We start from the raw sequence: 23,292 nt of genomic DNA, 5'->3' as shown, positions 1-23,292 counted from the left end.
TGAGTCCCTCAACCTAGGTGCCTGACTGAGGACGAGGGTACGGCACGCCTTCCGCGCCCCACGTGCTCAGGACGGGCACGGCGGCCGATCAGTACCGGCGCTCCTGCTTCTGCTTGCACTCCACGCACAGGGTGGCCCGCGGGAACGCCTGCATCCGGGCCTTGCCGATCGGGTTCCCGCAGTTCTCGCACAGCCCGTAGGTCCCCGCGTCCAGGCGCTCCAGGGCCCGCTCGGTCTGGGTGAGCATCTCGCGCGCGTTGGCGGCCAGCGCCAGCTCGTGCTCACGCGTGATGTTCTTGGTGCCGGTGTCCGCCTGGTCGTCGCCCGCGCCGTCCCCGGAGTCGCGCATCAGGCCCGCCAGCGACTGCTCGGACGAGGTGATCTCGGCGCGCAGCCGCGCCTCCTCCGATTGCAGCTCGCCGCGGGCCTCCTCGACCTCTTCCGGGGTCCAGGGGTCCTCCCCGGGACGTACCGCGAGCTCGCCGGGGTCCGCCGCGGCGACGCGCGCCTTGGGAACGGCCGTCTTCGCCGCCGTGGCCGTGCCAGGGGTCTTCTTCGCAACCACCGTCGTGGCTCCCGTCTGCTCGGCGGCCTGAGCCGCACCCGCCTTCTTGGCCGTGCTCTTCCTGCGGGCGCCGCCCTTCGCGGCGCCCTTCGCGGCGCCGTCCGGCCCGGTGCCGCTCTCGGTGGCGGTGCCCTCCCCGCCCGCAGCCGCGGCGCCGCTCGTCGCCCCGGTGCCCTCCCGCGGACCGTCCTCGGCACCGTCCGCACCGGCGAGGCGGCTCCCGGCGGTGCGGGAGGTACCCGAGGTGCCGGTGGTACAGGAGGTACCCCTGGTACCCGTGGTACGGGAGGCACCCCTGGTACCGGTGGTACCCGAGGCACCGCTGGTACCGGTGGTACGGGAGGCACCCCTCGTGCCGGTGGTACCGGTGCCCTTCGCCCGGGCCGCCCCGGTCACGGCCGCGGCCTTCCCGGGCGGCTCTCCGGAGACGGCGGCCTTCCCGGCGGCCGTCTTCCGCCCGACCGGCGTCTTCCCGGCGGATGCCTCCCCCGCCGTCGTCTTGGCGACCGCCCTCTTCACGGCCGCCTTCTTCACGGCCGCCTTCCTCGCGGGCGCCCGCGCCACGCCGGCGTCGTCGCCGGCCGCCTTCCCGACCGCTCCCTTCCTGGCGACCGCCTTCCTCCCGCGCGCCTCCGCGGGCACGGGGGCCGCGTCGCCGGAGGAACCCGTGGGCGTACCGGACCTCGACTGCTCTACGGCGGTCTTCTTCACCACCATGGCCGCGGCCCCCTCACATATTGTGATCTTGCTCGTGAATCGTGCTGGGACGATAAATCGACTTCAGTCCCGCGGCAACGGGGCATACCGCCCGATCCGCCCGCCTCGCACCCGCCGCTCGGCGGACCTGCATGCGTTGTGCCCAGCTCGAGGCCGGGTATGCCGCCGCGGGAGACCTCCCGGGACCGCGAACGCCGTACCGCTCCATTCGGGGCATGACAGGCCGCGGCGCGCGCCGGCGCCACCCGGCGCCAAAACCGGTCGGCCGCCGCCCGCGCGGCGCCGTACACTGGGCGGAGCGAAAAGCGTGGATGGGGACGAGTAGCGGCGTCGGCAGCCCAGAGCGACCCGGGGACGGTGTGAGCCCGGGGGCGAGCGCGCCGTGAAGATCACCCCGGAGCCGCCGGAAGAAAGCCGCACCGGACCGGCGCGGCGAGTAGAACCGGCATCGCGAGCCAAACGAGGGGGCTCACCGGAGTGCGCGCGGCGCACGCCGTACCGGGGAGCCAAGGAGGGTGGTACCGCGGGAGCCCGCCGCAGTCAGCGGCGACAGCAAGGTTCTCGTCCCTCCGACGGAAGGCAGCACGTCCGCCGGAGGAAGCCCGTTGAATACGCCGCCGCAGTACCGCCAGGTACCCGCCCAGGTCGACCTGCCCGCGCTCGAGCACGCGGTGCTCGACTTCTGGCGCGAGCAGAAGATCTTCGCCAAGAGCCTGGAGCAGTCCGCAGGCCGCCCCGAATGGGTGTTCTACGAGGGGCCGCCCACCGCCAACGGCATGCCGGGCGCCCACCACATCGAGGCCCGCGTCTTCAAGGACGTCTTCCCCCGCTTCCGCACCATGCGCGGCTACCACGTGGCCCGCAAGGCCGGCTGGGACTGCCACGGCCTGCCCGTGGAGCTCGCGGTGGAGAAGGAGCTGGGCTTCTCCGGCAAGCAGGACATCGAGGCGTACGGCATCGCCGAGTTCAACGCCAAGTGCCGCGAGTCGGTGACCCGCCACACCGACGCCTTCGCCGAGCTGACCACCCGCATGGGCTACTGGGTCGACCTCGACGACGCCTACCGGACCATGGACCCGGAGTACGTCGAGTCGGTCTGGTGGTCGCTGAAGGAGATCTTCGCCAAGGGCCTGCTGGTCCAGGACCACCGCGTCGCCCCCTGGTGCCCCCGTTGCGGCACCGGCCTGTCCGACCACGAGCTGGCCCAGGGCTACGAGACGGTCGTCGACCCCTCGGTCTACGTCCGCTTCCCCCTCACCTCCGGCCCGCTGGCCGGCGAGGCCGCGCTGCTCGTGTGGACGACCACCCCCTGGACCCTGGTCTCCAACACCGCGGTCGCCGCGCACCCCGAGGTCACCTACGTCGTCGCCACCAACGGCGAGGAGAAGCTCGTCGTCGCCGAGGCGCTGGTCGCCAAGGCCCTCGGCGAGGGCTGGGAGACCACCGGCCAGACCTTCACCGGCGCCGAGATGGAGCGCTGGACCTACCAGCGCCCGTTCGAGCTGGTGGAGTTCCCTTCCGAGGCCCACTTCGTGGTCAACGCCGACTACGTCACCACCGAGGACGGTACGGGTCTGGTCCACCAGTCCCCCGCCTTCGGTGAGGACGACCTGAAGGTCTGCCGCTCCTACGGCCTGCCGCTGGTGAACCCGATCCGCCAGGACGGCACCTTCGACGCGGACCTCCCCCTGGTCGGCGGCGTCTTCTTCAAGAAGGCCGACGAGAAGCTCACCGAGGACCTCCACGAGCGCGGGCTGCTCTTCAAGCACCTCCCGTACGAGCACAGCTACCCGCACTGCTGGCGCTGCCACACCGCGCTCCTGTACTACGCGCAGCCGTCCTGGTACATCCGCACCACGGCCATCAAGGACCGCCTCCTGGCGGAGAACGAGAAGACCAACTGGTTCCCGGACACGGTCAAGCACGGCCGGTTCGGCGACTGGCTGAGCAACAACATCGACTGGGCGCTGTCCCGCAACCGCTACTGGGGCACCCCCCTGCCGATCTGGCGCTGCGAGGAGGGCCACCTCACCTGCGTCGGCTCCCGCGCCGAGCTCACCGAGCTCACCGGCACCGACCAGTCCGGCCTCGACCCCCACCGCCCCTACATCGACGACGTCACCTTCACCTGCACCCACGAGGGCTGCTCCCTGGAAGCGGTGCGCGTGCCGGAGGTCATCGACGCCTGGTACGACTCGGGCTCGATGCCGTTCGCGCAGTGGGGCTACCCGTACAAGAACAAGGAGCTGTTCGAGTCCCGCTACCCGGCGCAGTTCATCTCCGAGGCCATCGACCAGACCCGCGGCTGGTTCTACACCCTCATGGCGGTCGGCACCCTCGTCTTCGACAAGTCCTCCTACGAGAACGTCGTCTGCCTCGGCCACATCCTGGCCGAGGACGGCCGCAAGATGTCCAAGCACCTGGGCAACATCCTCCAGCCGATCCCGCTGATGGACCAGCACGGCGCCGACGCCGTCCGCTGGTTCATGGCGGCCGGCGGCTCCCCCTGGGCGGCCCGCCGCGTCGGCCACGGCACCATCCAGGAGGTCGTCCGCAAGACGCTCCTCACCTACTGGAACACGGTCGCCTTCCAGGCCCTGTACGCCCGCACCTCCGGCTGGGCCCCCTCCGAGGCCGACCCGGCCCCGGCCGGCCGCCCGCTGCTGGACCGCTGGCTGCTGTCCGAGCTGCACGCGCTGACCGACCAGGTCACCCAGGCCCTGGAGGGCTACGACACCCAGCGCGCCGGCAAGCTGCTGTCCGCCTTCGTCGACGACCTGTCCAACTGGTACGTACGCCGCTCCCGCCGCCGGTTCTGGCAGGGCGACAAGGCCGCGCTGCGCACCCTGCACGAGGTCGTCGAGACGGTCACGAAGCTGATGGCCCCGCTCACCCCGTTCATCACCGAACGGGTCTGGCAGGACCTGATCGTGCCGGTCACCCCCGGCGCGCCGGAGTCCGTCCACCTCTCCTCCTGGCCCCAGGCCGACCTCGACGCCATCGACCCGGAGCTGTCGCGGCAGATGGTGCTGGTCCGCCGGCTCGTCGAGCTGGGCCGGGCCACCCGCGCGGAGTCGGGCGTCAAGACCCGCCAGCCGCTGAAGCGGGCGCTGATCGCGGCGACCGGCTTCGAGTCCCTCGACCGCGAGCTGCACACGCAGATCACCGAGGAGCTGAACGTCGAGTCGCTGGCGTCGCTGAGCGAGGTCGGCGGCTCCCTGGTCGACACCACCGCCAAGGCCAACTTCCGCGCGCTCGGCAAGCGATTCGGCAAGCGCGTCCAGGACGTGGCCAAGGCGATCGCGAACGCGGACGCCGCGGCCCTCTCCCTCGCCCTGCGCGAGGGCACCGCCTCGGTGGAGGTCGACGGCGAGACGATCACTCTCGCCCCCGATGAGGTGATCATCACCGAGACCCCGCGCGAGGGCTGGTCGGTCGCCTCCGACTCCGGCGCCACGGTGGCCCTGGACCTGGAGATCACCGAGGAGCTGCGCCGCGCGGGCCTCGCCCGTGACGCGATCCGCCTGATCCAGGAGGCCCGCAAGAACAGCGGCCTGGACGTCGCCGACCGCATCGCCCTGCGCTGGACCGCCACGGACCCGGCGGTCATCGCCGCCCTGACCGAGCACTCCGCCCTGATCGCCGACGAGGTCCTCGCCACGGACTTCGCCCAGGGCGAGGCGGACGGCACCTACGGTGACTCCTTCACCGACGAGGGTCTGAGCCTGACATTCCGCCTGCGCAAGGCGTAAGGCACAAGGCGCGAGGCGTCAGCGCACACCCCACGGCACGAGGGTCCGGCCCCGCCCCGGCAGGCGGGACCGGACCCTCACCGCTGTCCGGCGCGCGGGCCCCGGGCCGTACGGGGGCGGGCAGGCGAAAGGGCGAGGCCCCGGATCCGTGGATCCGGGGCCTCGCCCAGTGAACGCTGCCGACGTCTACGGCGTGCCCATGGCCGCCGGGGCCGTCAGTTGTCGTCCTCGTCGATGAGGAACCCGCGCATCGGCGAGGGCGCCTGGCCCATCGGGGACGGACCCTGCGGACGCACCGGCGCCATCGGCTGGGTCATCGCCGGGGACATCTGCTGCTGTCCGCCGTAGGACGGGCCGGACGAGGAGCCCGGACCGCTGCCCATCGACTGGTTGCCGCCGCCGTAGGACGGGGCGCTCGCGCCGGCCGGAGCCATGGAAGGCGCCGGGGACGGCGGGAGGGAGGCCGTGGCGGGCGTGCGCGGCGGGGCGAGCGAGTCGTCGGCCTGGGTCTCCAGCTGACGCAGCTGCGACTCCAGGTAGGACTTCAGCCGCGTACGGTACTCGCGCTCGAAGCCGCGCAGGTCCTCGACCTTGCGCTCCAGCGTGGCGCGAGCGGACTCCAGGGAGCCCATCGCGACGCGGTGCTTCTCCTGCGCGTCCCGCTCCAGGGCGTCGGCCTTGGCACGAGCGTCACGCTCCAGACCCTCGGCACGGCTGCGCGCCTCGCCGACGATCTTGTTGGCCTCGGAACGCGCCTCGGCGATCGCCTGGTCGGCGGTCTGCTGGGCCAGCGACAGGACGCGCGCCGCGCTGTCGCCGCCGGGACCCTGGCCCATCGGACCGGGACCGCCCATGGGCCCGCCCATCGGGCCGGGACCCATCTGGCCCTGCATCGGGCCACCCTGACCCATCGGACCAGGACCCTGGCCCATGGGGCCGGGACCCTGCGGGCCACCCTGACCGCCGGGACCGGCGGGCAGCTGCGGGGCACCGCTCGGCAGCTGGGGCGGGCCACCCATGGGGCCGGGACCGCCCATCTGCTGCTGCGGCGGGCCCGATATGCCGGCGGGCACCGGAGCGCCGGGACCTCGCATGCCCTGCTGGGGCATGCCCTGCTGCTGATCCTGCTGCTGCTCCGGGGGCTTGCGCATGTTCTGCTGGTTCTGCGCGGCGGCCCGCGTGGCCGCGGCCAGCTTGGCGCGCAGGTCCTCGTTCTCGCGGAGCAGGCGGGTCAGTTCGGCTTCGACCTCGTCGAGGAAGGCATCGACCTCGTCCTCGTCATAGCCTTCTCGGAGGCGGACGGTCGTGAACTGCTTGTTCCGCACGTCCTCGGGGGTCAACGGCATCTCTTCACCTCAACGTAGTCGTCGGCATTCGGCAAGACCGTAGTTCACATCGCTCACAGCCGGCTCACGATCGAGATCAGGATGTAGACGATGATCATCAGTACGAAGAAGGACAGGTCGAGCGCCACGCCCCCGAGACGCAGCGGCGGAATGAACCGCCGCAGAAGCTTCAGCGGTGGATCGGTGACAGTGTAGGTGGCCTCCAGAACGACCACCATCGCCTTGCCGGGTTGCCACGAGCGGGCGAACTGGAAGACGTAGTCCATGACCAACCGGAAGATGAGCACAATGAGGAAGCACATCAGCGCGATGTAGACGACATCCAGGACCACGCTCATGACCTGTGCTTCCCTCTCCCCTGATCCAACCTCGGATCCTTGCTCTCACCGGTAATGCGTCTCAGCTCTGGTTGAAGAACCCGCCCTCTGCGATGCGGGCCTTGTCCTCCGCCGTGACATCGACGTTAGCAGGCGACAACAGGAACACCTTCTGCGTCACCCGCTCGATACTGCCGTGAAGACCAAACACCAGACCGGCCGCGAAGTCGACCAGCCGCTTGGCGTCTGTGTCATCCATCTCAGTCAGATTCATGATCACCGGGGTGCCCTCACGGAAGTGTTCCCCGATGGTACGGGCCTCGTTGTAGGTCCGCGGGTGAAGCGTGGTGATCCGGTAAGGCTCTCGTTCCGACACGACCTTGGGCATGATCACCGGTGCGTTCTTCTCCAGGCTCGCGCGTTCTTGTGTGATGGATGCCACGGGTGCGATGCGTGCCGGGCGTCCGGATTCCGCGGGGAGCGAAGTGGCCCGGGAGACCGGCTCGCGCGGCGCGGGCGGCTGTACGACTCGTACCTCTTCGTCCCTTTGGGGCTGGTGTGAGCCGTGCGACTGATGTGACGGGTCGTGCCGCCGGTGGTCCCGCTCGGGCTCCGGGTCCAGTTCGGGCTCGAAGTCGTCGTCGGGGTCGAACCCCCGGCCGTCGTACCCATCGTCCTCCACGAGGCCGAGGTAGACCGCCATCTTGCGCATCGCGCCGGCCATGCTCTGAGTCCTCCGCTCTGTGGTGGATCTGCTGACGACTGCCAAGTGCCCGCGATCCACGTGGTCGTTGCGTCCGCCTTTCGACGGCACTGACCATATTTTCTGCTGTGGTCCGACTTCTTGGCGACGTTACCCGAGCCTAGGGCGGACTCCGAGCACCGCGGTACCGACGCGTACATGTGTCGCTCCGGCGGCCACGGCCTGTTCGAGGTCCGCGCTCATCCCTGCGGAGACCATGTTCGCAGCCGGATGGGCCCGGCGCAGGTCGGTCGACAAATCCATGAGCCGTTCGAAGGCAGCCTGTTGACGCCCGGCGTACTCGCCGGTGAGCGGGGCGACGGTCATCAGTCCGTCCAGACGCAGACCAGGCGACCGGGCGACAAGATCGGCCAGCTCTTCGATTCCCTGGGGGGCCACACCCCCGCGCTCCCCGCGTCCGCTCTCGCCGGCGTCCAGAGCGACCTGGATGAGGCACCCCACCTCGCGCCCGGCCCGCACGGCCTCCTTCGAGAGAACCGTGACGAGCTTGGCACGATCGATCGACTGCACGTGATGCGCGTAGCCGACCACGGAACGCACCTTATTGGTCTGCAACTGGCCGACAAAGTGCCAGGTAAGGGGCAGGTCCGCACATGCGGCGGCCTTGGGGGCCGCGTCCTGGTCGCGGTTCTCGGCGACGTGGCGGACGCCGAGTTCGGCGAGGATCCGCACGTCGTCGGCGGGATAGGTCTTGGTGACCACGATCAGGGTCACCTCCTCGCGGGGGCGTCCGGCGGCCGCACACGCGGCGGCGATACGCTCCTCCACCTTCGCCAGGTTTCCGGCGAGTTCGTCCTTACGGTCCGTCATGCCCTATCAGTCCAGCCAGACATAGCCCGCGAGCCGCCCGGTGATGCGGTCGCGGCGGTACGAGAAGTGGTCGTGCGACTCCAGCGTGCATACCGACGACTGCGCGCGGTCGCGCACCCCGAGGCGCTCAAGCTGTGCGTGCACTCCGGCGCTCACATCGACCGCCGGTGTGTTCCAGCTCGTCTCGGCGTACGCCGCCGGCTCGACGGCGGCCACCTCGGCGCGCATCGCCTCGGGCACCTCATAGCACCGGCCGCACACGGCGGGTCCGGTGCGGGCGACGATCCGGGCGGGGTCGGCACCGAGTCCGGTCATGGCCCGGACGGCGGCCGGGACGACCCCGGCGGCCATCCCGGGCCGGCCCGCGTGGGCCGCGGCGGCGACCCCGGCGACGGGGTCGGCGAGCAGGAGGGGCACGCAGTCGGCGGTGAGGACCGCGAGGGCCAGACCCCGTTCGGCGGTGACGAGCGCGTCCACCCGCGGCGCCGGGTCCTCGCCCCAGGGGCCGTCCACCACGGCGACGTCGGCGCCGTGCACCTGGTTCATCCAGACCACGCGGGCCGGGTCGAGACCGAGGGACTTGGCGGCCAGTTCGCGGTTGGCGTTCACCGCGGCGGGGTCGTCGCCGACCGCGCCGCCGAGATTGAGCTCCTCGTACGGAACGGCGCTCACCCCGCCCCACCGGTCGGTGAAGGCGAAGTGCGCGCCGTTCACGGTGTCGCGCTGTCCTATCACTTGAGGAAGTCCGGCACGTCCAGCTCCTCGGCCGCGCTGTCCGTGTAGGTCCGCGACGAGGGGACCGGGGGCGGCGGGGTGACCGGCGGCAGGTCGCTCACCGGCTCGGGGGCGGCGGGCTCGGGCTCCTCCTTCGGCTTGACGCTGCCGAGCGAGCCGAAGGCCGGGCGGCTCTCGGGCTGCCGGGCCGGCGCGGGCTCCTCGCGCTTGGGCGCCGGGGAGGCCGGGGCCGAGGCCGAGCCGAGGACGTTGTCCCGGCGGGCCGGCGGCTGGCCGCCGTCGAAGCCGGCGGCGATCACGGTGACCCGCACCTCGTCGCCGAGGGCGTCGTCGATGACGGCGCCGAAGATGATGTTGGCCTCGGGGTGGGCGGCCTCGCTGACCAGCTGGGCGGCCTCGTTGATCTCGAACAGGCCGAGGTCGGAGCCGCCGGAGATGGAGAGCAGCACCCCCCGGGCGCCGTCGATGGACGCCTCCAGCAGCGGCGAGGAGATCGCCATCTCGGCCGCGGCCACCGCGCGGTCGTCGCCGCGTGCCGAGCCGATGCCCATGAGGGCCGAGCCGGCCTCGGACATGACCGACTTCACGTCGGCGAAGTCCAGGTTGATCAGGCCCGGGGTGGTGATGAGGTCGGTGATGCCCTGCACACCGGACAGCAGCACCTGGTCGGCGGACTTGAACGCGTCGAGCACGCTGACCTGGCGGTCCGAGATGGACAGCAGCCGGTCGTTGGGGATGACGATGAGGGTGTCGACCTCTTCGCGGAGCTCGGCGATGCCGTCCTCGGCCTGGTTCGCGCGGCGCCGTCCCTCGAAGGTGAACGGGCGGGTGACCACACCGATGGTGAGGGCACCGAGCGAGCGTGCGATGTTGGCCACGACGGGCGCGCCGCCGGTGCCGGTGCCGCCGCCTTCACCGGCTGTCACGAAGACCATGTCGGCCCCCTTGAGGACCTCCTCGATCTCCTCGCGGTGGTCCTCGGCGGCCTTGCGGCCGACGGCCGGGTTGGCTCCGGCGCCGAGTCCGCGGGTGAGTTCACGGCCGACGTCCAGCTTGACGTCGGCGTCGCTCATCAACAGAGCTTGCGCGTCGGTGTTGATGGCGATGAACTCGACGCCCTTGAGACCGACCTCGATCATCCGGTTGATGGCATTGACACCACCGCCGCCGACACCGATGACTTTGATGACTGCGAGGTAGTTCTGCGGTGCTGCCACGTCGAAGGCCTCTCGCCTCGAGTTACGTGTCGCCGGATCACCGGGACGCGCTGCGCCCCGCGACCCGACGACTGATGCCGAATGGGACGGTCCGTATCGCCGACCCGAACCCTAAACCTGAAGTTTAGGGTTACCAGTGTGTCTGTTCCCTGGAGTCTTCTGAACAGGACACTAAGTCGACAAGTGGCGCGCGTTCAACGAACACGCCGAACCTCCCGTTTTTCTTTTCACCCTATGTGATCAGCCGTAGCGGTGCCCACCCAGGGTGCTGGCCTGCGCCGATGCGCGTCAACTCCCCGCTGACGCCGGGGCCGTGGGAACGCTCACGTCGAAGTGGTGCGCGCCGGGCTCGGCTTTCATCAGCGCGGTCAGCACCCGCGCCTTCTCCGCGCCCTTCTCGCCGCTCCCCCAGGCGACCGTCCGGCCGCCGCGCAACTCGAGCGAGATGTCGTCGTACGAACGGACCTTGACGACCCGTGCGTCCCGGGCCACCGCGGCCGGAATGCGGCCGGCGACCCGCACCGCCTCGCGCACCAGCCGGTCCTCGCCGAAGCGGCGCAGGCTGGCCGCGGACGAACCCCGGCGGGAGAGCGCCAATTCCAGCAGGGGTACGCCTTTCGGGGCGCGGGAAACCATGGCGAACCGGACGCCCTCGTCATCCACTTCCATGAAGTTCCGGCCCTTTCGCACCAGAAGAACCGGAGTACGTTCCGTCACTTTCAGTTCGATTCCGTCCGGCCAGGAACGGTCCACGGCAACCGTGTCGATCCGGGGCGTTCTGCTCAGCAGCCGGGCCTCGATCGCCTCGGTGTCGACGGACATCAGCGGCTCCCCCACGGGGACGTCGGCGGCCTCGCGCACCTGATCGGGCGTCAGGACGCGGGTGCCGGTCACCGAGACGTCGTGCACGCGCAGCCAGTCGGAGCCGTACAGGATCCAGCCGGTCCCGAGGGCGGCCAGCAGCGCGGCGGCGGCCAGGATGACGAGCGTACGAGGGCGTGGGGCCCGCGGGCGCCGCGGGCGGGGCGGGCCGGACGAGCCCTGCTGGCGTTCACCGCGTGCGGCGGTGGTCGTTCCGGCCACGCTCCCTGCCCTCCGTCATCCGTGCCTAGCGGTGTGCGCGACTGGCGGCGATCGCCTCGTACACCATGCCGACGAGCAGCTCGTCGGCGTCCCGGCGGCCGAACTCGCTCGCCGCGCGGGACATCTCGTACAGCCGGTGCGGGTCGGCGAGCACGGGCAGGACGTTCTGCTGCACCCACTCGGGGGTGAGGTCCGCGTCGTCGACCAGCAGGCCGCCGCCGGCCTTGACCACCGGCTGGGCGTTGAGCCGCTGCTCGCCGTTGCCGATGGGCAGCGGGACGTAGGCGGCCGGGAGCCCGACGGCGGAGAGTTCGGCGACGGTCATCGCGCCCGCGCGGCAGAGCATCATGTCGGCCGCGGCGTACGCGAGGTCCATCCGGTCCAGGTAACTTACCGGGATGTACGGGGGCATGCCCGGCATCTGGTGGACCTGCGGCAGTTCGTTCTTCGGGCCGACCGCGTGCAGGATCTGGATCCCGGCCTGCTGGAGCCAGGGCGCGACCTGCTGGACGACCTCGTTCAGGCGGCGGGCGCCCTGTGAGCCGCCCGACACCAGCAGGGTGGGCAGATTGGGGTCGAGGCCGAAGGCCGCGCGGGCCTCGGGGCGCACCGCCGCCCGGTCCAGGGTCGCGATGGTGCGGCGCAGCGGGATGCCGATGTAGCGGGCGCCGCGCAGCTTGCTGTCGGGGGTCGAGACGGCGACCTGGGCCGCGTACCGGGAGCCGATCTTGTTGGCGAGGCCGGGGCGGGCGTTGGCCTCGTGGATGACGATCGGGACGCCGAGCCGCTTGGCCGCGAGGTAGCCGGGCAGGGCGACGTAGCCGCCGAAGCCGACCACGACGTCCGCCTTGGTGCGCTCCAGGATCTGCTCGGCCGCCTTGATGGTGCCGCGCAGCCGGCCCGGGACGGTGATCAGCTCGGGGGTGGGCTTGCGGGGCAGCGGCACGGCCGGGATCAGCGCCAGCTCATAGCCCCGCTCGGGCACGAGCCGGGTCTCCAGGCCGCGTTCCGTGCCCAGGGCCGTGATCCCCACCGTCGGGTCCTGCCTGCGCAGGGCGTCCGCGAGGGCGAGCGCGGGCTCGATGTGGCCGGCGGTGCCTCCACCGGCGAGGACGACATGCACCGAAATTCACCGCTCTCCGGACGTGCGCACCGCCGAGGTGCGCCGTCGCATCGTGTTCCATCTCCGGGGTCCCCGAGGACCCCTGGCCCCCCGCTTTTTACCAAAGCGGGGTTGCCGCATCGCAAGCGCCGCCCGCGCAGCGGGCTCGTCGCGTGCGAAGGCGATCAGCAGCCCGATGGCGAACATGGTCGGCAGCAGGGCGGATCCCCCGTAGGAGAACAGCGGGAGGGGGACACCGGCGATCGGCAGCAGACCGAGCACCGCACCGATGTTGATCACGGCCTGGGCCGTGATCCAGGTGGTCACGCCTCCCGCGGCATACCTCACGAAGGGGTCCTCCGTGCGTCCGGCCACGCGGATACCCGCATAGCCTAGAGCCGCGAAGAGGGCGAGCACCGACAGCGTCCCCGCCAGGCCCAGTTCCTCACCGGTGACGGCGAAGATGAAGTCGGTGTGCGCTTCAGGGAGTTGGCCCCATTTTTCCACACTGGCGCCGAGTCCGGATCCGAACAGGCCGCCCGAGGCGAGGGCGTAGATGCCGTGCACGGCCTGCCAGCAGGTGTCGTTGGGGCCGGGGTCGGTGGCGCCGATGCAGGCGAGCCGGGCCATGCGGTTGGCGCTGGTCTTGATGAGGATCACACCGAGCAGCGCGGCGATGGACAGCACGCCGGCGAAGAGCCGGGTGGGCGCCCCCGCGAGCCACAGCAGACCGAACAGGATCGCCGTGAGGATGATCGCCGTGCCCATGTCGCCGCCGAGCATGATCAGCCCCAGCAGCATGAAGGCGGCCGGCACGAGCGGCACCAGCATGTGCTTCCACTGCGCGAGCAGCCGCCTGTCCTGTTTGCGGGCGAGCAGGTCGGCGCCCCACAGCACCAGCGCCAGCTTGCCGAACTCGCTGGGCTGGAGCTGGAAGGGCCCGCCGATGGAGATCCAGTTCTGGTTGCCGTTGACCGACATCCCTATGCCGGGCACCTGCACCAGGGCCATCAGGAAGACGGCACCGGCCAGGATCGGGTAGGCCAGCGCCCGGTGCAGCTTCACCGGCATCCGGGAGGCGGCCAGCAGCAAGGCGCCCCCGATCAGGGCCGCCAGGAACTGCTTGCGGAAGAAGTACGAGCCCGGCAGGGACAGTTGCAGCGCCGTGATCTGCGAGGCCGAGTAGACCATCACCAGGCCGAGCACGGTGATCAGCGCGCTGCCGCCGAGGATCAGGTAGTACGCCGTCAGCGGCCGGTCCCAGGCGCGGCGGGCGCGGGCGTGCAGGCGCAGGAGCGGGTTCTCGCGCGCCGGACCCGGGGCGGCGGGCCGTTCGGCCGCCCGCCGCACGGGCGGACGCCCGGTACGGCTACCGGGCATCGCAACCTCCGTCGTACGTCGGCCTCGACGGTCCCACGCGTCCCTCCCAAGGTCGCCCGGCGCAGGCGGCCGGGTCAGGCGCCGAGTTCGCGAACGGCCTGTGCGAACGCGTCACCGCGCTTGTTGTAGTTGGTGAACATGTCCATGGATGCGCAGGCCGGGGCCAGCAGTACCGTGTCGCCGGGCCGGGCGAGCCGACGCGCCTCCCGGACCGCCTGGAGCATCGCCCCAGTGTCGGTCCGGTCGAGGTCGACGACGGGTACTTCCGGGGCGTGTCGCGCCAGGGCTTCGCGGATCAGGGCGCGGTCGGCGCCGATCAGCACGACTCCGCGCAGCCGCTTGGCCGCGTCCGCGACCAGCTCGTCGAAGGTGGCTCCCTTGGCGAGGCCGCCCGCGATCCAGACGATCGACTCGTACGCCGCCAAGGAGGCCCCCGCGGCGTGGGTGTTGGTGGCCTTGGAGTCGTCGACGTACGCCACGCCGTCCACGTCCGCCACGTGCGCGATGCGGTGGGCGTCGGGCCGGAAGGCCCTCAGGCCGTCCCGGACGGCGGTGGCGGGTACCCCGAAGGCCCGCGCGAGGGCCGCCGCGGCGAGGGCGTTGGCGATGTTGTGCGGAGCCGGCGGGTTCACGTCGCCGACCTCGGCGAGCTCCTGGGCGTTCTTGTGCCGGTCCGCCACGAAGGCGCGGTCGACCAGGATGCCGTCCACGACCCCGAGTTGGGAGGGTGCCGGGGTGCCGAGCGTGAAGCCGACGGCCCGGCAGCCCTCCTCGACGTCGGCCTCGCGCACCAGGTCCTCGGTGGCCTTGTCGGCGGCGTTGTAGACGCAGGCGACGCGGTTGCCCTCGTAGATGCGGCCCTTGTCGCGCGCGTACGCCTCCATGGAGCCGTGCCAGTCGAGGTGGTCGGGGGCGAGGTTGAGCACGGCGGCCGAGTGGGCGCGCACGGAGGGCGCCCAGTGGAGCTGGTAGCTGGACAGCTCCACGGCCAGGACGTCGTAGTGCTCCTCGCCGGTCACCGCGTCCAGCAGCGAGACGCCGATGTTGCCGACGGCGGCCGTGCGCAGGCCCGCAGCCTTCAGGATGGAGGCGAGCATCTGGACGGTCGTCGTCTTGCCGTTGGTGCCCGTGACGGCGAGCCACGGGGCCGCTTCCCTGCCGTCCCGGCCGCGCAGCCGCCAGGCCAGCTCGACGTCGCCCCAGACCGGGACCCCGGCCCGCTCGGCCGCCGTGAACAGGGGCTTGTCCGGCTTCCAGCCGGGTGCGGTGACGATCAGCTCGGTGGCCTCGGGCAGGGTGTCCCCGTCGCCGAGGCGCACGGTGATCCCGAGGGCCTCCAGTTCGGCCGCCTGGGCCCGCGCCCGCTCGTCGTCGCCGTCGTTGACGACCGTGACGTGCGCGCCGAGGCCGAGCAGGACCTTGGCCGCCGGGACCCCGGAGACGCCGAGTCCGGCGACGGTGACGTGCTTTCCCTGCCATTCGGTCACTTGTCGGCCGCCCATCCCGCGTAGAAGAGGCCCAGTCCGACGATCACACAGATGCCCTGGATGATCCAGAAGCGGACCACCACCAGGACTTCGGACCAGCCCTTGAGTTCGAAGTGGTGCTGGAGCGGCGCCATCCGGAAGACCCGCTTTCCGGTGAGGCGGAAGGAGCCGACCTGGATCACCACGGACATGGTGATCAGGACGAACAGGCCGCCCAGGATGGCGAGCAGCAGCTCGGTGCGGGAGCAGATCGCGAGGCCCGCGAGCACACCGCCGAGCGCGAGCGAACCGGTGTCGCCCATGAAGATCTTGGCCGGGGAGGTGTTCCACCACAGGAAGCCGAGGCAGGCGCCCATCAGGGCGGAGGAGACCACGGCGAGGTCGAGCGGGTCGCGCACCTCGTAGCAGGCGCCCGGGTTGGTCAGCGTCATGGCGTTGGCGCACGACTCCTGGAACTGCCACACGCCGATGAAGGTGTAGGCGCCGAAGACGAGGACGGAGGCGCCGGTGGCCAGGCCGTCCAGGCCGTCGGTGAGGTTCACGCCGTTCGACATCGCCAGGATCATGAACAGCGCCCAGACCACGAACAGCACCGGGCCGATGGTCCAGCCGAAGTCCGTGATGAACGACAGCTTGGTGGAGGCGGGCGTGTTGCCGCGGGAGTCCGCGAACTGGAGCGAGAGCACCGCGAAGGCGATGCCGACGATGAGCTGGCCGGCCATCTTCGCCTTGGCCCGCAGGCCCAGCGAGCGCCGCTTGACGATCTTGATGTAGTCGTCGAGGAAGCCGACCAGGCCCATGCCGACCATCAGGCCGAGCACCAGCACCCCGGAGTACCTCGGCGGCTCGCCGCTGATCACCTTGCTGAGGAAGTAGGCGGCGACCGTGGCCAGGATGAAGGCGATGCCGCCCATGGTCGGCGTACCGCGCTTGCTGGCGTGCTCGCGCGGGCCGTCGTCACGGATGTACTGGCCGTACCCCTTGCGCGCGAGCAGCTTGATCAGCAGCGGGGTGCCCACCAGGGTCAGGAACAGTCCGATGACACCCGCGAACAGGATCTGATTCATCATCGGGCTGCGACCTCACCCTCGGCACCGGTCTCGAGCAGCGCCTCGGCCACCTTCTCGAGCCCGACCGAACGGGACGCCTTCACGAGTACGACGTCTCCCGGGCGCAACTCGCTGCGCAACAGGTCGACCGCCGCCTGTGCGTCGGACACGTGCACCGACTCCTCACCCCACGAACCCTCGTTATATGCGCCCAGTTGCAGCCAGGCGGCTTCCCTGCCGCCGACCGCGACGAGCTTGCTGACGTTGAGCCGGACGGCGAGCCGTCCGACCGCGTCGTGCTCGGCGAGCGCCTCGTCCCCGAGCTCGGCCATCTTGCCGAGCACCGCCCACGTACGGCGTCCCTTGGCCATGGCTGCCAGCGCGCGCAGGGCGGCCCGCATGGACTCGGGGTTCGCGTTGTAGGCGTCGTTGACGATCGTCACGCCGTCCGGGCGCTCGGTGACCTCCATCCGCCAGCGGGAGAGGGAGCCCGCCTCGGAGAGCGCGAGGGCGATCTCGTCTGCGGACATGCCCAGCTCGTGGGCGACGGCGGCCGCGGCGAGCGCGTTCGACACGTGATGCTCACCGTACAGGCGCATGGTCACATCGCTTGCACCGGAGGGTGTGTGAAGCCTGAAGGAAGGCTGTCCGCTGTCCGTGAGTCGCACGTTCTCGGCGGACACGTCCGCTTCGCCGGACTCTCCGAAAAGGACCACCTTCGCCTTCGTACGGGAGGCCATGGCGCGAACGTAGGGGTCGTCCGCGTTGAGGATGGCCGCACCATCCTCCGGCAGCGCCTCGACCAGCTCGCCCTTGGCCTGGGCGATCTGCTCGCGGCCGCCGAACTCGCCGATGTGGGCGGAGCCGACGTTGAGGACGAGGCCGATCTTCGGGGGGGTGAGTTCGGTCAGGTACCGGATGTGGCCGATGCCGCGCGCGCCCATCTCCAGGACGAGGAACCGCGTCTCGTCGGTGGCGCTCAGCGCGGTCAGCGGCAGCCCGATCTCGTTGTTGAGCGAGCCGGGCGTGAACACCGTCGGCGCCTTGCGCCCGAGGACCTGGGCGATCAGGTCCTTGGTGCTGGTCTTGCCCGCGGAACCGGTGAGCGCCACGAGGGTGGCGCCCAGGCGGCGGACGACGTGGCGGGCCAGGGCGCCGAGGGCGGTCTGGACGTCGTCCACGACGACCGCGGGCACGCCGACGGGGCGGGTGCCGAGCACGGCCACCGCTCCCGCCCCGACGACGGCCTGCGCGAAGTCGTGGCCGTCCACGCGCTCGCCGGCGAAGGCGACGAAGAGGCTGCCGGGCTCCACCTCACGGGAGTCCCGGACGACCGGCCCGGTGACCTGGACGGACGGATCCGGTATGTCGTGCGTCTGCCCGCCGACGACTTCTGCGATCTCGGCGAGAGAGAGGGCGATCACAAGTTCATCCCTGGGTTTTCTGGATTGCTTCGCGAAGCACCTGGCGGTCGTCGAAGGGACGGACCACCCCGGCGATGTCCTGGCCCTGCTCGTGGCCCTTGCCCGCCACCAGCACGGTGTCGCCCGGCTGCGCGCGGGCGACGGCGGCGGCGATGGCGGCGGCCCGGTCCTCGAAGACCTGGACCTCGCCGCGCTCGTGCGCGGGGACCGAGGCCGCTCCCTGGAGCATGGTGGCGAGGATGGCGAGGGGGTCCTCGGAGCGGGGGTTGTCGGAGGTCAGTACGGCGGTGTCGGCGAGCCGGGCCGCGGCGGCGCCCATCGGGGCCCGCTTGGTGGTGTCCCGGTCGCCGCCGCAGCCGAGGACGACGTGCAGCCGGCCCTCGGTGACCTTGCGCAGGGCGCGCAGCACCGACTCGACGGCGTCGGTCTTGTGGGCGTAGTCGACGACCGCGAGGTAGGGCTGCCCGGCGTCCACGCGCTCCAGCCGGCCCGGCACACCCGGCACGGCGGCCACGCCGTCGGCGGCGGCCTGCGGGTCGAGGCCGGCGGCGGCGAGGGCGGCGATCGCGGCGAGGGTGTTGGCCACGTTGAAGGGGCCGGCCAGCGGTGAGCGGGCGGCGATCCGCTCGCCCTTCGGGCCGGTCGCGGTGAACGTCGAGTCCAGCGGCCCGACCCGCACGTCCTCGGCCCGCCAGTCGGCGTCCGGGTGGCCCTCGGCGGAGTAGGTGACGACCGGGACGGTCGCCTCCTTGGCGAGCCGGCGGCCGTACTCGTCGTCGGCGTTGACCACGCCGAGCCTGCTGCGCCGCGGGGTGAACAGCTGCGCCTTGGCCCGGAAGTAGTCCTCCATGCCGGAGTGGAACTCCATGTGCTCCGGGCTGAGGTTGGTGAAGACGGCGACGTCGAAGACGCAGCCGTCGACGCGGCCGAGCACGAGGGCGTGGCTGGAGACCTCCATGGCGACCGCCTCGGTGCCGCGTTCGCGCATGACCGCGAAGAGGGCCTGGAGGTCGGTGGCCTCGGGTGTGGTGCGCTCGGACTTGATGCGCTCGTCACCGATGCGCATCTCGACCGTGCCGATCAGTCCGGTGGACTTCGCCGTCCGCAGGCCGCCCTCGACGAGGTAGGCGGTGGTGGTCTTGCCGGAGGTGCCGGTGATGCCGATCTGGAGCAGATCGCGGCCCGGGTGGCCGTAGATCGTGGCCGCGAGCTCGCCCATGCGCCCGCGCGGGTCGCCGACCACGAGCACCGGCAGCCCGGTGGCGGCGGCGCGCTCGGCGCCGGACGGGTCGGTGAGCACGGCGGCGGCGCCGAGGCCGGCGGCCTGGGTGACGAAGTCGGCGCCGTGGGCGCGGGCCCCGGGCAGGGCGGCGTACAGGTCGCCGGGGCGGACCGCGCGCGAGTCGTGGGTGATGCCCGTGACCTCGGCGGTCTTCTCCGGCGCGGTGGCACCCAGCTGATCGGCGAGTTCCGCGAGGGGTGTGGCGGAGACCTGCACCGGCCGGGGCGGTCCCGGATATGTCACGGGTTGGCCCTTCTGGGTGATGTGGGACTGATCAGCGTGTGGCACGGCGGTGAGCGTACCGGGCGCACCCGCTTCCGGGCGAAGTGAGGGGCGGGGGGCTTCCTGGTTCCCGGAATCGGGGGTGATCGTCGTCACGGGGTGGTTCCTGGTGGCTCGGTACTGGTCAGGGCGTGAAGGTGACCGGGAGGTTCGCGGGCTCGGCCCCGGTGGGCGGGACCTGGAGGGTCTTCAGGGCGAACTCCATCACCTGCTTGTAGATGGGGCCGCAGATCTGGCCACCGAAGTAGCTGCCCTTGGTGGCGTTCTGGATGGCGCAGTAGACGGTGACGCGGGGCTTGTCGGCGGGCGCGAACCCGGCGAACGACGAGGTGTAGCCGCGGTACTTGCCGGTGGCCGGATCCACGCGGTTGGCGGTGCCCGTCTTGCCCGCCACCCGGTAGCCGGGGATGCGCGCCTTGGTGCCGGTGCCCTCCTCGTCGTCGACGACGGACTCCAGCATGCGGGAGAGGGTCTTCGCCGTCTTCTCGCTGATCACCCGTGTCTTCTCCGGCTCGGGAGCGGGGGTGAAGCGCCCGTCGGGGCCCTTGGTGCCGCGTACGAGCGTGGGTGCGACGCGGACGCCGCCGTTGGCGATGGTCGAGTAGACGGAGGCCGCCTGCATCGCGTTGATGGACACGCCCTGGCCGAAGGGAATGGTGTACTGCTGCGAGGTCGACCACTGGCCGGGCGGGGCGAGGATGCCCTTGGTCTCGCCGGGGAAGCCGAGCCCGCTGTAGCTGCCGAGGCCGAATTTGCGCAGGTAGGAGTAGAGGACCTGGTTGGCCTCCCGCTGGGTCTCGCCGAGCTGCCCGGTGGCCAGGATGGTGCCGATGTTGCTCGACTTGGCGAGCACGCCGTTGAGCGTGAGGTGCCAGGTCGGGTGGTCGACGTCGTCCTTAAACAGCCGGTCGCCGCGGTGCAGCCGGTTGGGCACGACGACATGGGTCATCGGCGTGGCCGCGTTCTCCTCCAGTACGGCCGCCATCGACATCACCTTGGCGGTGGAGCCGGGCTCGTAGGCGTCCTGGAGGGCCGCGTTGCCGAGCGCGGCCGGATCGGCGTCCGCGAGGTTGTTCGGGTCGAAGCCGGGCGAGTTGGCCATGGCGAGGATCTCGCCGGTGCGGGTGTCCTGGACGATGACGTAACCGCCGTCCGCCCCGGACTCCTTCACCTGCTCGGTGATGGCGTGCTGAGCGGCCCACTGGATGTCGCGGTCGATGGTGAGCTCGACGTCGCTGCCGGGCACGGCGGGCTTCTCGTTGGCGCCGATGGTGGGCACCTGCCGGCCGCCGGACTGGGCGTAGCGGATCTCGCCGTCCTCGCCGGCCAGCGTCTTGTCCAGCTTCCGCTCCAGGCCGCCGCTGCCCTCCCCCTCGGAGTTGACCCAGCCCAGGATGCCGGCGGCGAGGTCGCCGTTGGGGTAGACGCGCTTGCTGCTGGGGTCGGCGAAGACGCCGGCGAGGACGTTGACGGCGGACTCGTCCCGCTCGGCCTTCTTGCCGAGCGCGGTCTTCAGGTCCTTGATCTGGTTCCAGACCTCGGGGGTCTTGCCGCGGGCGAGCCGGACGTAGCGCAGCTCCTTGTTCTCCGGGCGGAGCTTGGCGGCCAGCGCCTCCTGGTCCTCCCCGAGGATCGGGGCGAGGAGGGCCGCGGCCTGCTCCGGTCCGTCGCCGACCTTGAGCTGCTCGCGCGTGAACATCGTGGGGTCGGCGGTGATGTCGTAGGAGTCCACGGTGGAGGCGAGGGCCACGCCGTTGCGGTCGGTGATGCCGCCGCGCTCGGCGGGCAGGGTGTGGACGACGTACCGGTTCTGCTGGGCCTTGGCCGCGTAGGTGCTCGCGTCGACGGCCTGCACCTGGAGCAGCCGCAGCACGAAGGCGGCCAGGACGAGGGTGAGGGCCACCCCGATCATGCGCAGCCGGGGGCGCGGACTGCCCAGTCTCAGGGCGGGCGGGGCGGCCTTGCGGGGCGGGGCCGGCCGGCCGGCCGGGCGGGCGCCGGGGCCGGGTCGGCGCTGGGCCCCGGGGCGGACCGGGCGGGCGGGTCCGGGCACGCGGCGGCGCGGCGCTTCCCTGTCGGACACTTCCGTCACCTGCCGGGAGTCGTGGGGGGCGTGGGCATGGCGGCCGGTGCCCGCGCGGTGAGGGCCTGGGGGGCGAGGACGAGCGGGGGCGCCGCCGCGGGGGCGGGGCTGGGTACGCCCTTGACGGTGCCGTCCGGCTGGAGGAAGGCGGGGTCGCCGCCGGGGACCATGCCGAGCTCGCGGGCGCGGCGCAGCAGGGCCTGGGGGGCGGAGTAGCCGTCGATGTCCCGCTGGAGGGACTGCTCCTCGTCGGTGAGGCTCTTGGTCTCCTCCTTCAGGTCGTCCAGCTGGAAGGAGCCCTCGCTCAGGGCGGAGTTCAGCACCAGCAGCCCGATGAGGCCGCCGCCCAGGAGCAGGACGACGAGCACCACGAAGGGCGTACGGGCGGCCTGCCCGCCGCCCGGCGGGAGGAGCCGGGCCAGCCGGGCGGCCCGGCCCTTCAGTTCGGGTTTCCTGTTCACTCGCTCTCCCCCTCGGCCCCCGGGCCGCGCCCGCGGCCCGGCCTCACCTGCCTCACTCGACGTCCTCCCTGACGCGCTGGGCCGCGCGCAGCCGGGCCGGCGCCGCCCGCCGGTTCTCGGCGATCTCCTCCTCGGTGGGAAGTTCGGCACCGCGGGTGAGCAGCTTGAGCCGGGGCGCGTAACGCTCGGGGACGACCGGCAGCCCGGGCGGGGCGGTGTTGGCGGCCCCGGCCGCGAAGACCTGCTTGACCAGGCGGTCCTCCAGCGAGTGGTAGGACAGCACGGCGATCCGCCCGCCCACGCCGAGCGCCTTCACGGCGGCCGGGATCGCCCGCTGGAGGACGGACAGCTCGCCGTTGACCTCGATGCGCAGCGCCTGGAAGGTGCGCTTGGCCGGGTTGCCGCCGTGCCGCTTGGCGGCCTGCGGCAGCGCGTCGCGGATCAGTTCCACCAGCCGGGCGCTGTTGCTGAAGGGCTCCTTCTCGCGCTCGCGCACGATCGCGGCGACGATCCGCTTGGCCTGCTTCTCCTCGCCGTAGGCCCGCAGGATCCGCACCAGCTCGCCCGGGGGGTAGGTGTTGAGGACCTCGGCGGCGCTGATGCCGCTGGTCTGGTCCATGCGCATGTCGAGCGGGGCGTCCTGCGCGTAGGCGAAGCCGCGGCCGGCCTCGTCGAGCTGCATGGAGGAGACGCCCAGGTCGAACAGGACGCCCTGCACGCGCGCGATGCCGAGCCGTTCCAGCACCTCGGGGAGCTCGTCGTACACGGCGTGCACGAGGGTGGCGCGCTCCCCGTACGGCGCGAGGCGCTCGCCGGACAGGCGCAGGGCCTCCTTGTCGCGGTCCAGGGCGACGAGCCGGGCCTCGGGGAAGCGCTTCAGCAGTGCCTCACTGTGTCCGCCGAGGCCCAGCGTGCAGTCGACGACCACGGCTCCCGGCTCCGTCAGGGCGGGCGCCAGCAGGTCCAGGCACCGCTGGAGCATCACCGGGACGTGTCGACTCTGGCTCAAGGGGGCCTCTCAGATCCGGCGAGCGGTACGCACCGCCGGGTCCCCGCCCGCTCGTGCGGTGGAGACGGCCGCCGGCGCCGGAAGCGTCAGCCGACCGGGAGCGGAAGGAGGCCGAGCCGTACGTACGCGCCGCGCACGTGGGGAGGTCTCCGGCAGCGCCGCCGGGGTCTCCGTGGAATTCAGTCCAGCGGGGAGAGCCTCGCCTCCCGCTTCGCGCCACTTTAGTCCACCGTGTCGCCTGGTCAATCAACCGGCCTGCGCGTCGCCGAAGCCGCGGGCGGGCCGCGGCACGTCCGGGAACACCACTCGCGCGGGTGAATCCGTGCCACTCGTGGGGAGGAACGGGCCGTGCGTCCCGCTGACGGCCGCCACCCGCGCCCGCCGTCGCGGCCCCGCCGCACGCCCGTCCTCCGTTTGTCCCCCCTCCG

The 23,292-nt window shown here is 71.7% G+C and carries 18 protein-coding genes; 1 reads left to right on the top strand and 17 read right to left on the bottom strand.

The window, feature by feature from the left end; translation table 11 throughout:
- Positions 1-88: 88 nt before the first annotated feature.
- Positions 89-1,282 (bottom strand): TraR/DksA family transcriptional regulator, encoded by a 1,194-nt coding sequence (locus tag AB0L74_RS11105; RefSeq protein WP_365648707.1) that lies wholly within the window; start codon positions 1,280-1,282, stop codon positions 89-91.
- Between the two features lie 605 nt (positions 1,283-1,887).
- On the opposite strand from AB0L74_RS11105, the gene ileS reads away from it, so the two are divergent.
- Positions 1,888-5,034: an isoleucine--tRNA ligase gene (gene ileS, locus AB0L74_RS11100; RefSeq protein ID WP_365648704.1), complete on the top strand. Its 3,147-nt coding sequence runs from the start codon at positions 1,888-1,890 to the stop codon at positions 5,032-5,034.
- A gap of 215 nt (positions 5,035-5,249) precedes the next feature.
- Here the strand turns inward: ileS and AB0L74_RS11095 are convergent, their stop codons facing one another.
- The 16 genes from AB0L74_RS11095 to rsmH all read right to left on the bottom strand — a co-directional run bounded on the left by AB0L74_RS11095 (position 5,250) and on the right by rsmH (position 22,864).
- Positions 5,250-6,380, bottom strand: a complete 1,131-nt coding sequence (locus AB0L74_RS11095; RefSeq protein WP_365648701.1) for a DivIVA domain-containing protein — start codon at positions 6,378-6,380, stop codon at positions 5,250-5,252.
- Positions 6,381-6,433: 53 nt separating this feature from the next.
- Positions 6,434-6,718 carry a YggT family protein gene (locus tag AB0L74_RS11090; RefSeq protein WP_007448661.1) on the bottom strand — a complete coding sequence of 95 codons (285 nt, stop codon included), beginning with the start codon at positions 6,716-6,718 and terminating at the stop codon, positions 6,434-6,436.
- A gap of 61 nt (positions 6,719-6,779) precedes the next feature.
- A complete protein-coding gene (gene sepF, locus AB0L74_RS11085) occupies positions 6,780-7,421 on the bottom strand; it encodes a cell division protein SepF (RefSeq protein ID WP_365648699.1) in 642 nt (213 codons plus the stop codon).
- Positions 7,422-7,550: 129 nt separating this feature from the next.
- On the bottom strand, positions 7,551-8,270 hold the full coding sequence (locus AB0L74_RS11080; RefSeq protein ID WP_365648696.1) for a YggS family pyridoxal phosphate-dependent enzyme: 720 nt from the start codon (positions 8,268-8,270) through the stop codon (positions 7,551-7,553).
- Between the two features lie 6 nt (positions 8,271-8,276).
- The gene (pgeF, locus tag AB0L74_RS11075) at positions 8,277-9,005 is read right to left on the bottom strand and encodes a peptidoglycan editing factor PgeF (protein ID WP_365648693.1); all 729 of its coding nucleotides are present in this window, start codon (positions 9,003-9,005) and stop codon (positions 8,277-8,279) included.
- Positions 9,002-10,222, bottom strand: a complete 1,221-nt coding sequence (gene ftsZ / locus AB0L74_RS11070) for a cell division protein FtsZ (protein ID WP_365648691.1) — start codon at positions 10,220-10,222, stop codon at positions 9,002-9,004. Before ftsZ ends, pgeF begins: the two co-directional genes overlap by 4 nt.
- 288 nt (positions 10,223-10,510) lie before the next feature.
- Complete coding sequence (locus tag AB0L74_RS11065; RefSeq protein WP_365648688.1) at positions 10,511-11,305, bottom strand: FtsQ-type POTRA domain-containing protein; 795 nt, start codon at positions 11,303-11,305, stop codon at positions 10,511-10,513.
- A gap of 25 nt (positions 11,306-11,330) precedes the next feature.
- Positions 11,331-12,428, bottom strand: coding sequence for an undecaprenyldiphospho-muramoylpentapeptide beta-N-acetylglucosaminyltransferase (gene murG, locus AB0L74_RS11060; protein ID WP_029386495.1), 1,098 nt, complete (start codon positions 12,426-12,428; stop codon positions 11,331-11,333).
- A 6-nt stretch (positions 12,429-12,434) separates the two neighbouring features.
- Complete coding sequence (gene ftsW / locus AB0L74_RS11055; RefSeq protein ID WP_365648685.1) at positions 12,435-13,787, bottom strand: putative lipid II flippase FtsW; 1,353 nt, start codon at positions 13,785-13,787, stop codon at positions 12,435-12,437.
- Between the two features lie 74 nt (positions 13,788-13,861).
- On the bottom strand, positions 13,862-15,289 hold the full coding sequence (murD, locus tag AB0L74_RS11050; RefSeq protein ID WP_365648682.1) for a UDP-N-acetylmuramoyl-L-alanine--D-glutamate ligase: 1,428 nt from the start codon (positions 15,287-15,289) through the stop codon (positions 13,862-13,864).
- On the bottom strand, positions 15,271-16,344 hold the full coding sequence (gene mraY, locus AB0L74_RS11045; protein WP_358783279.1) for a phospho-N-acetylmuramoyl-pentapeptide-transferase: 1,074 nt from the start codon (positions 16,342-16,344) through the stop codon (positions 15,271-15,273). Before mraY ends, murD begins: the two co-directional genes overlap by 19 nt.
- The gene (gene murF, locus AB0L74_RS11040) at positions 16,341-17,747 is read right to left on the bottom strand and encodes a UDP-N-acetylmuramoyl-tripeptide--D-alanyl-D-alanine ligase (protein ID WP_365648678.1); all 1,407 of its coding nucleotides are present in this window, start codon (positions 17,745-17,747) and stop codon (positions 16,341-16,343) included. Before murF ends, mraY begins: the two co-directional genes overlap by 4 nt.
- Positions 17,748-17,751: 4 nt before the next feature.
- A complete protein-coding gene (locus AB0L74_RS11035; protein ID WP_365648909.1) occupies positions 17,752-19,272 on the bottom strand; it encodes a UDP-N-acetylmuramoyl-L-alanyl-D-glutamate--2,6-diaminopimelate ligase in 1,521 nt (506 codons plus the stop codon).
- 163 nt (positions 19,273-19,435) lie between these two features.
- The gene (locus AB0L74_RS11030; RefSeq protein ID WP_365648675.1) at positions 19,436-21,403 is read right to left on the bottom strand and encodes a penicillin-binding protein 2; all 1,968 of its coding nucleotides are present in this window, start codon (positions 21,401-21,403) and stop codon (positions 19,436-19,438) included.
- On the bottom strand, positions 21,400-21,855 hold the full coding sequence (locus AB0L74_RS11025) for a hypothetical protein (RefSeq protein ID WP_365648672.1): 456 nt from the start codon (positions 21,853-21,855) through the stop codon (positions 21,400-21,402). The genes AB0L74_RS11030 and AB0L74_RS11025 overlap by 4 nt, the downstream gene beginning before the upstream one ends.
- 52 nt (positions 21,856-21,907) lie before the next feature.
- Positions 21,908-22,864 carry a 16S rRNA (cytosine(1402)-N(4))-methyltransferase RsmH gene (gene rsmH, locus AB0L74_RS11020; RefSeq protein ID WP_365648669.1) on the bottom strand — a complete coding sequence of 319 codons (957 nt, stop codon included), beginning with the start codon at positions 22,862-22,864 and terminating at the stop codon, positions 21,908-21,910.
- Positions 22,865-23,292 lie beyond the last annotated feature (428 nt).

Origin of the sequence: Streptomyces sp. NPDC052020 (assembly GCF_040680575.1) — a bacterium.
GTDB lineage: Bacteria > Actinomycetota > Actinomycetes > Streptomycetales > Streptomycetaceae > Streptomyces.
The sequence above is the reverse complement of the archived record's forward strand: the minus strand, read 5'-3'. Positions and strand labels throughout refer to the sequence as shown.

Coding starts and splice junctions, on each gene's coding strand:
- AB0L74_RS11105 (WP_365648707.1), bottom strand. CDS start 1,282: ATGGTGGTGAAGAAGACCGCCGTAGAGCAGTCGAGGTCCGGTACGCCC.
- AB0L74_RS11095 (WP_365648701.1), bottom strand. CDS start 6,380: ATGCCGTTGACCCCCGAGGACGTGCGGAACAAGCAGTTCACGACCGTC.
- AB0L74_RS11090 (WP_007448661.1), bottom strand. CDS start 6,718: ATGAGCGTGGTCCTGGATGTCGTCTACATCGCGCTGATGTGCTTCCTC.
- sepF (WP_365648699.1), bottom strand. CDS start 7,421: ATGGCCGGCGCGATGCGCAAGATGGCGGTCTACCTCGGCCTCGTGGAG.
- AB0L74_RS11080 (WP_365648696.1), bottom strand. CDS start 8,270: ATGACGGACCGTAAGGACGAACTCGCCGGAAACCTGGCGAAGGTGGAG.
- ftsW (WP_365648685.1), bottom strand. CDS start 13,787: ATGCCCGGTAGCCGTACCGGGCGTCCGCCCGTGCGGCGGGCGGCCGAA.
- murD (WP_365648682.1), bottom strand. CDS start 15,289: ATGGGCGGCCGACAAGTGACCGAATGGCAGGGAAAGCACGTCACCGTC.
- mraY (WP_358783279.1), bottom strand. CDS start 16,344: ATGATGAATCAGATCCTGTTCGCGGGTGTCATCGGACTGTTCCTGACC.